This is a genomic window from Paenibacillus thiaminolyticus (genome assembly GCF_007066085.1).
GTDB lineage: Bacteria > Bacillota > Bacilli > Paenibacillales > Paenibacillaceae > Paenibacillus_B > Paenibacillus_B thiaminolyticus.
The window spans coordinates 4,499,372-4,513,524 of the sequence record NZ_CP041405.1; the positions used below are offsets into that span (position 1 = coordinate 4,499,372).

Below are 14,153 nucleotides of genomic sequence, written 5' to 3' on the forward strand. Positions count from 1 at the left end.
CCAATGCAGGCGACTTGCGGCAATTCAATCATGGCCGCCAACTGCTGTCGATGGCAGGCCTAAATCTGGCCGAAAGCATGTCAGGAAAGAAGAAGGGGCAAGTCGTCATCTCCAAACGCGGGCGGAGGCAACTCCGTAAGTATTTGTACTTGGCTGTCATGAACTTGGTCGCTCACCATCCATCCTTTAAAAAATGGCATCGGCAGAACGTAGAGGTACGGAAGATGAAAAAACAGAGATCGGTATTCAAGCTTATAGGCAAACTAGCGCGTATTCTGGTTGCCATGGCTCGGACAGGAGAAGCATTTCAAGAAGGGAGGGCAAATCCATTGACTAGAGCGGCATAGTGACACCGTCTGCGCAATCGTTTATCTGAAGTAGTAGTAGTTGCATACTGGCTCGTTCGCAGGAATTCAAATCGCACGGAGGATCGAGTTCCCGTCGCTAAAGGGCCTGGACCCGTTTACTGAACATGATCGACCTCCACTCCTTGAGCAGGTATAACGAAGGAAGGTAAGGGCGTAGACCCGCTGAGACATGGGAGCGTGAATCCTCAGAGGATTGTGGAGAAACGTGCGACATGCAAGGAATAAAATGGGATTTGGATTGATCCCTCTATTCCCGCATGCCGTTGAACCGATTTCGGGTTCACCTGCCGATTCTAAATCCTGTTACTGCTTCTCAAAGGAAGATGAAATCCTGCGAATAAGCGAGTATGCAAGAGAAAAGTGCTGCCTCTAGAGGGAGCTGGACAGACAACCAATATCAATTTAACATTTCCACGAATCCGGAAAATCCATTGACGAAAGAAGAACTGATCGAGCTTGCGGAAAGCGCGGTCCAGCAGCTGGCCGGAGCGAAAGCCAAGTAACGTTTCCGCGTGGCGCAGTAAAGGAGAATGAAAACGATGATGCGACTATCCGCCATTGCCCAAAAAAGCCTGCTACTGCTTGGGGTCGTCGTCTTGCTCAGCGGCTGCTTCGGGTCGAAGCCCGTCTTGGAAGAGCTTGGCGAGGAGGGCAAGGGAACGATAAAGATTCTTTATTATAACGAAGATGATTTTTACCGGGAATACGGAAATGCGTTCAACGTCAAGTTCCCCAATATCGAGTTCGATATTGTGAGCACGAAGGAGCTTATGGCCAAAAGGATAAGCGGCGAGGATTTCGATTACCGGAGCGAGCTGGCGAAATGGGTGGACCTCCATAAGCCCGACGTGCTGCTGCTTGCCGGGGACGAGTATGAAGAGTATGCACAGGCGGGCAAGCTGTTCAACCTGGAGCCGCTCATCAAGCAGGAGCAGTTCGATGTGGACGGGTACATGCCCGGCTTGATTGACTCGCTGCGGGAGAAGGGGGGAGGCTCGCTTTATGGGCTGACGCCGAATTTCCTCACCAGCGTCATCTTTTATAATGCCGACCTGTTCGCCGAGCACGGCATCGAGCTGCCCCGCGGCGGCCTCTCCTGGCAAGAGCTGTTCGATCTGGCCGCTCGCTTCAAGGGCGCCGGCACGGCCGACGAACCCGTGTATGGATTGTACGCTGGCGATGGCGATGCGGCGGAACTGCTGGAGAGCATCGCCCGGACGCTGAAGCTGCAGAGGTTCGACGCGCAAGGGGCGAGCGTGCTGCTGGAATCGGAGGGATGGAAGCAGGCGTTCCGCATGACTGCGGATGCGGTCCGCAGCCGTACGGTGAAGGTGCTTGGGGCGGGCGAGACCCCGAGCTATCTCCCGTCCGATGATCTCTTCATGAACGGGCAGGCCGCCATGGTCATCGCGGGTTCAGGCTTGGCCTACAACATTAACGATCCATCGTACAGCAAGAAGGCGAAGAAGTTCGAATGGGGCATAGTCCCGGTCCCTGTAGACCCTGCGAATCCCGGAGAATCGCCATTTGCATCTTATCGAGAGACGTTCGCTATATCGGCGGAGTCCGCGAACAAGCGGGCGGCTTGGGAATTCATCAAGTATGTCGCCGGGCCGGAGAGAGCAAGCTCGGATGCGCAAGGGATGTTGTATCAGCTGCCGACTCGCATCGGCTTCGTCAAGGACCTCAACGGGAAAAGCGCGGAACCGTTGTACGCGCTGAAGCCGATGGATCGGAAATATGAACGTCTAGACAAAAAGATTCCCAAGTCTTTTGACGACGCTTATGCGCCCCTGCTGAACGAAGCGCTGCAAGCCGTGATCGATCAGACGAGTTCGGTGGACGAGGCGTTGGCGAATCTGCAGCAGCAGGCGCAAGCGGCGCTTCAGGCGGCCCGCAGCGGCCAGTAGGGACCGTGGATCGACACCCGCAACAAATGTGGACGGGCGGGCTTGCGTTCGCCTGTCGCCATACATAGGGAAGCTTGCGGCAAGCGGGCCTTCGCCGGCCAAGATGCAAGACCGTGAGCTAAGGGAGAAGGAAGAAGAGATGAGGTTATCAGGGAAATGGAAGATAACGGGGCTGCTGCTTAGTATTGCGATCCTGTTGAATGGTTGCATGGCAGGCAAGACCGTACAGGACGAGCTGGGGGAGGACGTTCCAGGCAGTCTGAAAATATGGTACCCGGATGTGGAGCCGTTCCATATCCAATATGGGCAAATGTTCGCCGCCAAGTTCCCAGGCATCCAGGTGGACGTGCTGCAGGCGCGAGAATGGATAGAAGAGGCGCGGCAAGGGGATTTCGAGGAGGAACTCAAAAAGCTCATCGATGTGCATAAGCCGGATGTGCTGCTGCTGGACCAGGATGAATATGAAGTGCTGGCCCGGGCGGGCAAGCTGTATAATCTGGATCCGGCCATCATGCAGGATCAATTCGATCTGAACGGATATATGACGGGCGTGATCGACATGCTGCGGGAAAAGGGGGATGGTTCGCTCTATGGGCTGGCTCCATTCATCCGGCCGCGGGTCATGTACTACAATGCGGATTTGTTCAAAGAGAACAGCATCGATCCCCCCTCCAACAAGATGCAGTGGCCTGACACATTCGCGCTGGCGGCACGGTTCGCGAATACCGGGACAGATGATGCCCCCGTCTATGGCCTGATTGGCAATGAAGCCCACGATGTGCTGTCCCAGGTTGCGTTGACCTTGGATCTGCAATTATTCGATGCGAAAGGCGAGAACGTCGTGCTGCAATCGGAAGGATGGAAGCAGGCCTTCCAGATCGCGGCCGATGCGATCCGGAGCAAGGCGATCTCGGTCCGTTCCCCGAAGGAAGCGGGGGATGGGCTGGAAGGTTCCCGTTATTTCCTCGCCATAAATAAGTTCCTGAACGGCGAAGCGGCGATGTTGCTCAGTGATCATTACTTTACTTCCCAGCTCCGCAGCAAAGCGAAGGCCTTCGACTGGGGCATGGTCACAGTTCCGATCAATCCGGCCCGGCCCGATGAATCGACTTCGGTCTACGTGCCCCAGATTCTGGCTATCGCCGCGGATTCTCCCCGCAAGCAGGCGGCTTGGAACCTTATCCGGTTCATCAACGGATCGGAGGTGGCCAAGGCCAGATCGCGTACGGCCGGAAGCGACCTGCCGGCGATAACCGATTATGTCTCCGGCGGCGATCGCGCCGATACGGAGGTGTTCTATATGCTGAAGCCGGCGGCTCAACATAACGAACGCGTGATGAAGCGGATTCCGGACAGTTTCTATGAGGCGTATTCATCGCTGGTGAATGAAGCGCTGCAATCCGTGATCGATAACGAGAAGCCGGTGGATGAGGCGCTGGCCGAGCTCCAGCACAACGCGCAGGCCGTGCTGGAGTCGGCCCGCAGCAAGGCGCAGGAGGCGCATCAAGGCAGATGATGACCTCGCCAACTGGAAGGAGACATGGTGTGTCGGCAGCTGCCCTGTGGAAGAGCGGTAGAAGGAGAAGGGATACGATGAAAAATAGGTTGAAAGAGGCGGCAATCGCGGCATTCTGCATGATGCTGCTGTTCGGTTCGATGAACGTGGTTGCCGAGGCGGCTTCGCAATCCACGAATAAAGCCGCGGCCAAGCCAGCCGCCTCTTCCGACGCAAGCAAGCAAAAGCGGATTGAGGCAGAGACGGACAGATTAATGCAAGCCAGCAAAAATCCGGGTGATTTTTTTGCTCTCTATGTCAATGACAAGACGTTGAATCCGCAGGAACACATCACTTTTTTTCCGGTTCCGTATACATTTGACAAGTATGACGACTATGTCAAGCAGGTATCCCAACTGACCACTCCTCTGCTGATCAAGCCCGACGGATTGCCGGAAGGCTATGTCTTTTCCAAAGCGGAAGTGAAGCAGCCGATGTTGCCTAACGGGCAGAAATACAGGGAGGAATTGAAGTCGGAAGCGAAAGGAAGGCTATTTCATTCCAAACGGTTGTCCTGGACGGAAGCGGGAGAAGTGAAGCTGGAGTTCAAAAAAGAAAAAGATGTCATTCGTCTGGAGTATGATGTCTTCGGAGACATTGCCGAGCTTCTCGTTCCTGATTTGTTCGCAAAAGGCAAGCCGGATCAAGGCGGGGCGGACATCTATACCTATTCTGCCGCTTTTGAGATGAAAACATTGAAATGGCAAGACCAAGAAAAAGGCATTGAATACCGGGTCTCCGTCAATAAGAGCAGCCCGTTGGGCAAGAAAGATCTGCTGCCGATCGCGGAGACCATGATTCAAGAATAGATGCAGGGGCCGTCCCAAGTCATGAGGCATGACAGGGGCGGCCCTTTGATGCGCTTCGGCGGCTGGGTTAGCACCACGCCTCCGGCAAGAGCGAGATAGCTTCCTCTGCCCGTTCGAGCAAGCATCGCGCGATCTGGCAGTGCTGCGCGAATCGCTTTGCGGCTTCCGCATCCGGAGCCGGCTGCCGCGCTGCCTGCACCAGCTTCGGCACGAGCATGCCGCAGCGCAGGCCAGCCGAGGCGGCGAAGCCGTACCGTACCGCCTGGGCCGGCCCGCGCCAGCCGCTCTCGTGCAAGCCCTCGCCGTAGGCATCGAGCAGCATGCCGTGGAAGGCGCTGTCATCAAGCCCCTCCGGCAGACTCTGATGCAAGCAGAGCCCATACATGCGGCCCAGTTCCTCGCCGATGCCGGCAATGCCCGCGAAGGCCCAGTCTATGGCGGTTAACGCTCCGTCCTCGCGCCAGATAAGGTTCGGCGGCCAGGCGTCGTTATGGGTGAAGACCTGCGGAAGCTGCCGCAAGCCGCCCAGCAGATCGGCCCGCCGCGCATAGAACGCGGCGAAGCGCTTCGCCGCGGAGTGCGGGAACTCTGGCTGCAGCCGGGGATGTTCCCATGTATCCGCCCGCCAGGCGCTCCGATCGTCATAAGGCTCGGATGCGGCGACCCAAGAGGAGAGCCAGCCTCGGCACAGCCACTGCTCGTTCGGGAGTGGCCGCTCCTGCAAGTAGGCGCCATTGAATATCCCGAGCCGGTAGGCGGCGTTGACGTAATGGGATGCCGTCCACTCCCGCGTATCCAGGCCGGCGGCTTCCTCCAGCCAGAGGCAGAATGAGCCGTCATGCTGCTCCTCCACGCCATAGCAGCGCGGGGCCCGAATGCCGGGCAGCTCTTCCAGCAGGCCGGATTGATAGGCCAGAGCTTCCCGCTTCCAGTAGTTATAATGACCGGGCTCTGCGGCCGCCGCAGGGATGACCAGCTTGACGATAAAGGACCACGGCAGCGTCCGTCCGGCCATGGCGGCGGTTCCGGCGACGCGGTACAGCCCGCCTGTCACCTCGTTCGAGGCTTGCCAGCCGAGGCGGGAGCATGACCAGTCTCCGGCGATAGCCGCCTCGTCGCCGAACTGCCTGCGAACATAGCGGGCGGCTTGCGCTTGGGATGGTCTCCATTCGGGACGAATCACATATGCGCCTCCTTCTAATCAGGGGGATTGTCCTTCTTTCCTCAAGTCTACCATGAAAAAATAAAGAGGAAGGTGTTTCATAGGCATTGCGGAATGATTGGGAGACGGGTCAACCGAGATATGGAGGCGGGCAAGGCGTAGGCAGGCCAGGTGGAGGCGTGCAAGGTGAAGGCGGGCAATGTGGAGGCAGGCCAGGTGGAGGGGTGCTAGGTGGAGGCAGGCCAGGCATAGGCAGGCCAGGCATAGGCAGGCCAGGTGGAGGCGGGCCAGACTGAGGCAGGCATGGCGACGGACATATCGAGGACATAGCAACCGACATATCGAGGACACGGCGATAGACACAGTGGCGTACACAGCGGCTGAAGGGGGAAGAGACTCTAAAATCCTGCCTGGATGCAGCATTTTTCGCTTCTTTAGGTTCCATTTTGATGAAATTCCTGCAAAAGTACATCATTTCCAACAAGTTTTGTGTTTGAACGATTGAATGGTCTGAAATTGATGCCGTTTTGCAGGAATTCCTGTAACGGAGTGCACGTCATAGCTAAGTCCATATAATTGTGTAAAAAGAAAATGGCAAAAAAGAAGAGCCATAGCAAGGATCCTCGTATAGAATGAGGTTGTCGAGACAACATTCCGATGGAGGATCTAGCTATGACTCAATACCAGATTACCCTAGATTCACAACTTTTGCATCAACTGTTTTTATCCGAATCAAGAGATGCGGGGATTGCGGCCCTATTAGAGTCCATCTTGAATCAAGTGTTGCAGGCACAAGCAACGGAACAGCTGAAGGCGGGGCACTATGAGCGCTCAGAAGAACGTGCAGGTTACCGTAATGGATCATATCCGCATCGGCTGACAACACGGGTGGGGCAATTAACCCTGCAAGTACCACGTTTCCGCAACGGTCAGTTCTCTACGGAACTTTTTTCTCGGTACCAACGCAGTGAGCAAGCTCTTGTCTTAGCCATGATGGAGATGGTGCTCAATGGGGTATCAACGCGAAAAGTAAGCAATATCACCGAAGAACTGTGCGGGACGGAGTTCTCCAAATCGACCGTTAGTGAGCTATGCAAGCAACTGGATCCCCTCGTAGAGGAGTGGAATAACCGAAAACTGGACAAGGCCTATCCCTTTCTTATTGTCGACGCCCTGTACGTCAAAGTCCGGGAAGACGGTCGTGTACGCTCACGTGGCGTGATGATTGCAACAGGGATTAATGCGGAGGGCTACCGGGAAGTGCTTGGACTTACCGTAGATGATACCGAGTCAGCCGCAACGTGGGGAGCTTTCTTTACGCACCTCAAAAGTCGCGGGTTGCACGGTGTTGATGTCATTACCAGCGACCATCACGGTGGTTTGGTAAGTGCGATTCGGCAACATTTCCAAGGCGTAACCTGGCAACGGTGTCAAACCCACTTTATGCGGAATATTCTGGACGCTGCTCCTAAAGCATGCCGTGATGAATTGAAGGCCCATGTGAGGGCCATCTACGAAGCCGCGGACGAGACCAGTGCCCGTACACTGCTGAAGCGGACACAAGAAGCATTTGAAGACAAAGCTCCAAAGGCCATGAGGGTCTTGGAAGAGGGTTTTGACGATGCGACAGCGATCTTGGCACTTCCAGCTGCCTGTCGGATACGTACGCGCACCACAAATGCTGTAGAACGTCTAAATGGCGAGTTGCGGCGTCGAGAACGCGTCATTCGCATTTTTCCCAACCGAGCCTCTGTCCTTCGTCTTTTTGGAGCCTTGTTAATGGAGCAGGACGAAAAGTGGTCCGCCGGGAAAAAGTATATCGAGATGAAAGAGTACCATGAGTGGCGGAAGAAGCTCAACAGGCCTGCAGCTTAGGCATCTTTTTGCTCTGGCAATCTCATCGAGGATTTTACACATAAATTTGGACTTGACCCACGTCATAAAGGAAAACTGCATTTTTACAGTAATTTTCGGCAAACCGAACTATAAGAAGCAGGGGCGGGGCTGTCTCGCTGCAACCTAAAAAACTGCCAATGGGACAGCCCCTCTCCTATCAATCAATTGCCGGATTGAAGCATCTCGAACACCTGCTGCACGTCCTTGTCTCCGCGTCCCGACAGATTGACGATGATAATCTGATCGCGGCTAAGCTGCGGCGCCAGCTTCACGGCGTGAGCGACGGCATGGGCACTCTCCAGCGCCGGGATGATGCCTTCCGTCTTCGACAGCACATGGAAGGCTTCCAGCACTTCTTCGTTCGTAACGGTGACATATTCGGCCCGGCCGCTGACTTTCAAGTGGCTGTGCTCCGGTCCGATGCCCGGGTAGTCCAGACCGGCGGCTATCGAATACGTCGGCGCCGGGTTGCCTTCCTCGTCAAGCAGCACGAGACAGCGGAAGCCGTGAAGCACGCCCGGGACGCCGCGGCTCAAGGTGGCGGCTTGGTCGGGCTCCACGCCGATGAGGCGGACGGACGGTTCGTACACATAATGGGCGAAGGCGCCGATCGCATTGCTGCCGCCTCCGACGCAGGCCAGCACCGCATCCGGCAAGCGGCCTTCCTTGTCCATGATCTGGCGCTTCGACTCTTCGCTGATGATCGCTTGGAAATGCTTGACCATCGACGGGAACGGATGCGGGCCTACCGCCGAGCCGAGCAGGTAGAACGTGGACTCGTAATTGTCCACGAGATCGTTCAACGCTTCGTCGACGGCGTCCTTCAAGCGGCCCTGCCCCTTCGTGACCGAGACGACCTTCGCGCCGAGCAGTTCCATGCGGAACACGTTAAGCGCCTGGCGGCGAATATCCTCGGCGCCCATATAAATAATGCACTCCATATCGAACATGGCGCAGACGGTGGCCGTGGCGACGCCGTGCTGGCCCGCGCCGGTCTCGGCGATGACGCGATGGGCGCCCATGCGCTTCGCGAGCAGAATCTGTCCCATCACATTATTGATTTTATGCGATCCGGTATGGTTCAGATCCTCCCTCTTCAGATAGATCTTGGCCCCGCGGAGCTTCTCGCTCAGATGCTTCGCATACGTCAGCGGACTCTCCCGTCCGACATATTCGCGCAGATACGTTTTGAATTCATCGATGAATTCCGGATCGTCCTTATAGCGTTCGAAGGCTTCCGCCAACCGATCCAATACTTCTTGAAGCTGTGGCGGAACGTAGCTGCCGCCGAATTCGCCGAACATGCCTGGCTGTGATGTCTGTGTGCTCATTGATAACGCCTCCCTGTGCGCCCAGCGCATTTATTTAATTTGATATTTTAACGCATTACTGGATCAACGTCCACGAAAACTTATTCGGATTGTTTCGGAGGGGAAGGGTAAAAAATTCGACAAATGTGTCATAATCTTAGATGAGGCTCGATTCGTGTTGGAACGTGTCGAGACGAATGGTATAATGAGACCGATGGAAGCGTTACCGCTTGCAAGGCGGCCGCTGCGGGCTGCGCGGCACCGACAGACAGACAGGGCGCAGCCGTACCAGGCATGGAGAAGGTGAGGGAGAAAGTGATGACACGTATAGGAGCGATTGAAGGCGGAGGCACCAAATTTGTCGTCGCCGTCGGCACGCCGGACGGACAGGTAGGAGAGACGGAGACGTTCCCTACGACGACGCCGGAAGAGACGATGGACCGTACTGTGCAGTTTTTTAAGGATAAGGGAGTCGACGCTATCGGCTTTGGCTCGTTCGGACCGGTGGATCTGAATCCGGCGAGCGCCACCTATGGCCATATTGCGAAGACGCCGAAGCCGCATTGGAGCGGGTATGACGTCGTGGGCCATTTGAAGCGCCATATTCATGTTCCGGTCGGATTCGATACGGACGTGAACGGAGCCGCGCTGGGCGAAGCGACCTACGGGGCGGCAAAGGGGCTGAACAGCTGCCTCTACATTACCGTCGGCACCGGCATCGGAGCAGGAGCGGTCGTGGAAGGCAAGCTTGTTCACGGGCTGACTCATCCGGAGATGGGGCATATTTTCGTGAAGCGTCATCCGGAAGATACGTATGCGGGCAAGTGCCCATACCATCGGGATTGTCTGGAAGGCTTGGCTGCCGGACCGGCGATTGAAGCGCGCTGGGGCGTCAAGGCGTATGAACTGGGCGAAGACCACAAGGCTTGGGAGTTCCAGACCTATTATCTGGCTCAGGCGTTGATGAACTATATTTTGACCATGTCCCCGGAAAAAATCATTCTGGGCGGCGGGGTATCGAAGCAGCTTCATCTGTTCCCGCGCATTCGCGAGGAAGTGAAGCGGCTGCTGAACGGCTATGTGCAGCATCCGGCTGTATTGGATACGGACAGCGGTTATATCGTGCCGCCGGGTCTCGAGGACCGCGCGGGGATTACCGGCGCGCTGGCGTTAGGGATGCAGGCGCTGAAGCAGCAATAACTGAATCGCCTGAAGAGAGATTGTCCGATGGTCGTGCACAATGAGGCGGGCAGACGGGACAGCAGAGTATGATGACGGAAGCAGAGATTAGAAAGGGACAGCAGAGAATGTAGAGAAAGTAGAGGAATGTAGAGGAATGTAGAGGAATGTAGAGAAATGTAACTGTAGAGGCCGGAAGAGAGCGGCGGATGATGGCTGTTGGAGTGAAATGCTGCGTAAGTGCAGGAATTTACTCCTTTTGAGCCGACATTTTGGTGAATTCCTGCAAAAGTACATTATTTCTGACAACTTTTGCTTTCTCTCTCTTTTTTATGCTGGAATTGATGCGTTTCTGCAGGAATCCCTGTAACGACGCAAACGTCATACGGGAAAACTGCATTTTTACAGTTTTCCGGCAAGCCGAGCTTTAACAATCAGGGGGTGTCTCACGGTAGCGAAACTACTTATGGGACAGCCCCTTGGTGCGTTTGGGGCGGTTCGGCAACTTCCGGAGGCGTGGGACCTTGAGTGGAACCTTAAGTGGAACCTATATCGGGACCTAGAGCGGGGACCTAGAGCGGGGACCTAGAGCGGGGACCTAGAGCGGGGACCTAGAGCGGGACTTTGAGCGGGACTTTGAGCGGGACTTTGAGCAGGAACTTGAGCAGGAGCTTGAACAGGAGCTTGAGCGGGCCAATATGCTGGCAAAATAGGCAAGGCGTCTCTTCACTAAGGCGGGGGCGCAGGCAAGGCATAGGCGCGGGCGTGGACACGAGCGTGGGCACGGCATAGGCATAGGCCCGGGCGTGGGCACGCCATAGGCACGGGCGCGGGCAACGGGCACGGGCACGGGAAACCGGCTTCGCTTCGTTCAGCCCGAAGAGAATACATGGCACAACCACCGTTGGAGATATCTCCAGCGGTGGTTTTTCTGTATAGTAATTATTTTTACGCTAAGAGGAAATACTTATTGACTTATGAAGTAATTATGATTACTCTATGAAGTAACAAGACGGCAACATCTCTTTGCCGTCTTGCACGACGGGCTGAGGAGGATTCTATGCCGAAGATTCATGAATTGAACCCGGATGCAGACACGCTTCACGGCTTTTTTAGCAAAGATTTGGAGCCGGCGCTTACGATCGATTCCGGGGATACGGTTGTGTTCCGCACGTTGGACGCCGGATGGGGCTTGGAGAGGCGGGCCGCGCCGGGGGAGCCGAGGAAGAAGTTCACGGAGCGCAAGCCGAGCCGCCAGTGCCCGCACTTCGGACATGCGCTGGTGGGACCGGTATATATCCGTGGAGCCCGGCCGGGGCAGACGCTGGAGATGAAGCTCCATGAGATCGTACCTGGCTCATGGGGATGGACATCGGCGGGAGGCTTCCCGAGCTACTGGAATGAAAAGCTGGGGATGACCGGAGTGCCAGAGATTACCCTTGATTTTGCATTGGACGCCGACCGGATGGTGGGGCGAAGCCAGTTCGGCAATTTCGACTATGCTGTCGGTCTGAAGCCGTTCATGGGCGTCATGGGCATGCCGCCGCCGGAGCCGGGCCAGCATACGACCTTCGTGCCCCGGCCCTTCGGGGGAAATATCGACTGCAAAGAACTGCAGGCCGGCAGCACGCTGTATTTGCCAATCCCGGTGGAAGGAGGGCTGTTCTCTATCGGAGACGGACATGCGGTGCAAGGCGATGGCGAAGTGGCCGGCCCAGCGCTGGAGTGCCCGATGGAGAGAGTGAGCTGCACGTTCACGGTAAGGGACGACCTGCCGCTGGCGATGCCGAGGGCCAAGACCGCCAGAGGGTGGCTGACAATGGGATTTCATGAAGATCTGGAGGAAGCGATGTGGATGGCCCTGCAAGGCATGCTCGACTGGATGTCATCGCTCTATGGGCTGTCGCGTACAGAAGCGTATGCTTACGCCTCTTTGGCCGTCGATCTCCGGATTACGCAGATCGTGAATTCAGTCAAAGGCGTCCATGCGCTGCTTCCGTACGATGCACTGCGGTAAGCCCAATAAAGCCTATATCGCCGGGTGAGGAGTCCCGGCACAGGGAGGATGTTACAATGAACGTGGAGGAACATGATGTGAACAACCGGGGCGTGAACATTCACGTCATGGAAGCGAACCGCGGGGCGAAGGGCGGGTGGCCGCTCGTCATCATTCCCGGATTAGCGGAAGCGGCGGAGGATTATCGGGAGGTCGTGGAGAAGCTATATCCAAGACATTGCGTGGTCATTACGCTAACGGGGACGAGGCCGCAGCGATGCCCTGGCAAGCGGGTATACGCTGGAGCATCATATTAGCGATATCGAGGCCGCCATCGAAGAGGTGGAGCTGTCGCGGTTCGTCCTTATGGGCTTCTCCAGAGGGGTGGCCTATGCCCTTGGGTATGCGCTACAGCATCCGGATAGAATCGAGGGGTTGATTGTCGGGGATTACCCGGCGGTCCATACGCAATTGAAGCCGGGCTGGGTCGAGTTCTTCTCCTCGCTTCCGCCTTGGCGGGGCAAGCCGCTGTCCGAGCGAATGAGCACCGCGGCGCTGCATGCCCTGCAGCAGGAGTCTGACCCGGTCATGCTGTGGGACCGATTGCCGTTGCTCCATTGCCCCGCTTTGATCATTCGTGGCGGAACGCAAGGCGCCGCCTTGTCGGCGGAGGCAGCCGAGCAATACCGGGAGAAGCTGCCGGAAGCCGAGATCGTCGTCTTCGAGGAGAGCGATCATCATATTTTCGAGCCGGATACGAATGTATTCATTCAGGCAGCCGAGCGCTTCATGAGCGGTCTTCGGCCAGACATTAACGATAAGAAGGGTGTAAATATTGGATAATCTGAAGCTGAACGTATCATTGCTGAGACAGCGGGTTCCGAATCTGACGAGTGCCGCCCGGACGGTTGGATTGCGGCCGGCTACGGTCTCCAATCTATGCACGGGGAAAATTCCCGTCGGACGGGCGGAGGTCCGGACGATCGCGGCACTCGCCGAGCTGGCGAAATGCAGTCTGGATGAGTTGATCTTGCGCGGGGAGGCGGTGGACATGATCGAGACGCGCATCAAGCCCCTCGACTTGTTCGCCCCGCTGGCCAAGGGCGGGACCGTCGGCTTGGTGGCCCGCCCGGGGATGGGGCAGCTCGTTCTGTTGGGCGAGCTGTTCCACAACCTGGGGAAGGAAGGATACGGTACGATCCTGCTCAAGCCGGAGGGAGAGTATCCCGAGCTGAACGACCTGCTGGACGGCGTCGATCAGGTGACCTGCTCGATCGAGGAGACGTATCAGCGGATGGCCGATGCCGGACCGGAGCGGGAGATCGTGTTCGCCGCGGACCGGGAGCATGTGCTGACAGGCGGCATCTATGATTTGCAGGAACGGCTGCTGCAAGCGGGGATTACTGGGGTCACGACATTTCTGGTCGACCTGAAGGGGCTTGCCGTCGATGAGGATCTCCCGTACGGTCCGTTGGAGACGCTGTGGTATTTCGATGCCGACCTCACGGCCAGACAGAAGTTCCCGGCGGTGAATCCGCTCTACTCGACCTCCTCCATTCTGGAGGGGGTGCATCTCGACCAGAACCATCTTGCCGTACAGCAGCGGGCCCAGAAGCTGCTGCGGCGCTACCGGGAGCTGCGCTCCCTTGTGCAGGTGAAGGGCCTGAACGGCATCCCGGGCTCGGAGCGCCATACTTATGACCGGGGGGAGCGGCTGGAAGCCTATCTCACCCAGCCGTTCCATGTCGCCGAAGCCTATACGGGCCGGCCTGGCGCGGAGGTCGGCCTGCATGACATGCTCCAGGACGTACAAGCGATTGTGAACGGAAGCGCGGATTATCTGCCTGTCGAGAGTCTGCTGTATATTGGCCGGCTTCCGTCTTAAGGGGAGGATTCATTCCATACCGAAGTTCATACCGAAGTTCATATTGAAGCTAATAACGAAGAGAGACCCGGCCTGGCGGCCGG

At 56.7% G+C, this 14,153-nt stretch carries 12 protein-coding genes; 10 read left to right on the forward strand and 2 right to left on the reverse strand.

Annotation, left to right across the window (positions count from 1 at the left end; genetic code table 11):
- Positions 1 to 14 precede the first annotated feature (14 nt).
- From FLT43_RS30245 to FLT43_RS20030, 4 genes are all read left to right on the forward strand, one after another.
- On the forward strand, positions 15 to 347 hold the full coding sequence (locus tag FLT43_RS30245; protein ID WP_244951361.1) for a transposase: 333 nt from the start codon (positions 15 to 17) through the stop codon (positions 345 to 347).
- A gap of 560 nt (positions 348 to 907) precedes the next feature.
- Positions 908 to 2,278 (forward strand): ABC transporter substrate-binding protein, encoded by a 1,371-nt coding sequence (locus tag FLT43_RS20020; RefSeq protein ID WP_087440573.1) that lies wholly within the window; start codon positions 908 to 910, stop codon positions 2,276 to 2,278.
- 139 nt (positions 2,279 to 2,417) lie between these two features.
- Positions 2,418 to 3,794: an ABC transporter substrate-binding protein gene (locus tag FLT43_RS20025; protein WP_087440574.1), complete on the forward strand. Its 1,377-nt coding sequence runs from the start codon at positions 2,418 to 2,420 to the stop codon at positions 3,792 to 3,794.
- 77 nt (positions 3,795 to 3,871) lie between these two features.
- Positions 3,872 to 4,642, forward strand: a complete 771-nt coding sequence (locus FLT43_RS20030) for a hypothetical protein (protein WP_087440575.1) — start codon at positions 3,872 to 3,874, stop codon at positions 4,640 to 4,642.
- Between the two features lie 67 nt (positions 4,643 to 4,709).
- On the opposite strand, the gene FLT43_RS20035 is transcribed toward FLT43_RS20030, so the two are convergent.
- A complete protein-coding gene (locus FLT43_RS20035; protein WP_087440576.1) occupies positions 4,710 to 5,825 on the reverse strand; it encodes a phosphotransferase in 1,116 nt (371 codons plus the stop codon).
- A 651-nt stretch (positions 5,826 to 6,476) separates the two neighbouring features.
- Here FLT43_RS20035 and FLT43_RS20045 point away from each other — a divergent pair.
- Positions 6,477 to 7,679, forward strand: coding sequence for an IS256 family transposase (locus FLT43_RS20045; protein ID WP_115057717.1), 1,203 nt, complete (start codon positions 6,477 to 6,479; stop codon positions 7,677 to 7,679).
- Between the two features lie 182 nt (positions 7,680 to 7,861).
- Here the strand turns inward: FLT43_RS20045 and trpB are convergent, their stop codons facing one another.
- Positions 7,862 to 9,031 (reverse strand): tryptophan synthase subunit beta, encoded by a 1,170-nt coding sequence (gene trpB, locus FLT43_RS20050; RefSeq protein ID WP_087442826.1) that lies wholly within the window; start codon positions 9,029 to 9,031, stop codon positions 7,862 to 7,864.
- A 297-nt stretch (positions 9,032 to 9,328) separates the two neighbouring features.
- On the opposite strand from trpB, the gene FLT43_RS20055 reads away from it, so the two are divergent.
- From FLT43_RS20055 to FLT43_RS20070, 5 genes are all read left to right on the forward strand, one after another.
- Positions 9,329 to 10,210: an ROK family protein gene (locus FLT43_RS20055; protein ID WP_087442827.1), complete on the forward strand. Its 882-nt coding sequence runs from the start codon at positions 9,329 to 9,331 to the stop codon at positions 10,208 to 10,210.
- Between the two features lie 1,039 nt (positions 10,211 to 11,249).
- Positions 11,250 to 12,206: an acetamidase/formamidase family protein gene (locus tag FLT43_RS20060; RefSeq protein WP_087442828.1), complete on the forward strand. Its 957-nt coding sequence runs from the start codon at positions 11,250 to 11,252 to the stop codon at positions 12,204 to 12,206.
- A 56-nt stretch (positions 12,207 to 12,262) separates the two neighbouring features.
- Positions 12,263 to 12,502, forward strand: a complete 240-nt coding sequence (locus FLT43_RS30250; RefSeq protein WP_244194209.1) for a hypothetical protein — start codon at positions 12,263 to 12,265, stop codon at positions 12,500 to 12,502.
- Complete coding sequence (locus tag FLT43_RS20065) at positions 12,498 to 13,028, forward strand: alpha/beta fold hydrolase (RefSeq protein ID WP_326051842.1); 531 nt, start codon at positions 12,498 to 12,500, stop codon at positions 13,026 to 13,028. Before FLT43_RS30250 ends, FLT43_RS20065 begins: the two co-directional genes overlap by 5 nt.
- The gene (locus FLT43_RS20070) at positions 13,021 to 14,070 is read left to right on the forward strand and encodes a F0F1 ATP synthase subunit beta (protein WP_087442829.1); all 1,050 of its coding nucleotides are present in this window, start codon (positions 13,021 to 13,023) and stop codon (positions 14,068 to 14,070) included. The genes FLT43_RS20065 and FLT43_RS20070 overlap by 8 nt, the downstream gene beginning before the upstream one ends.
- Positions 14,071 to 14,153 lie beyond the last annotated feature (83 nt).

Excerpts from the sequence above, each read along its gene's own strand:
- FLT43_RS20020 (WP_087440573.1), top strand. The coding sequence starts at position 908 with ATGATGCGACTATCCGCCATTGCCCAAAAAAGCCTGCTACTGCTTGGG.
- FLT43_RS20025 (WP_087440574.1), top strand. The coding sequence starts at position 2,418 with ATGAGGTTATCAGGGAAATGGAAGATAACGGGGCTGCTGCTTAGTATT.
- FLT43_RS20030 (WP_087440575.1), top strand. The coding sequence starts at position 3,872 with ATGAAAAATAGGTTGAAAGAGGCGGCAATCGCGGCATTCTGCATGATG.
- FLT43_RS20045 (WP_115057717.1), top strand. The coding sequence starts at position 6,477 with ATGACTCAATACCAGATTACCCTAGATTCACAACTTTTGCATCAACTG.
- trpB (WP_087442826.1), bottom strand. The coding sequence starts at position 9,031 with ATGAGCACACAGACATCACAGCCAGGCATGTTCGGCGAATTCGGCGGC.
- FLT43_RS20055 (WP_087442827.1), top strand. The coding sequence starts at position 9,329 with ATGACACGTATAGGAGCGATTGAAGGCGGAGGCACCAAATTTGTCGTC.
- FLT43_RS20060 (WP_087442828.1), top strand. The coding sequence starts at position 11,250 with ATGCCGAAGATTCATGAATTGAACCCGGATGCAGACACGCTTCACGGC.
- FLT43_RS30250 (WP_244194209.1), top strand. The coding sequence starts at position 12,263 with ATGAACGTGGAGGAACATGATGTGAACAACCGGGGCGTGAACATTCAC.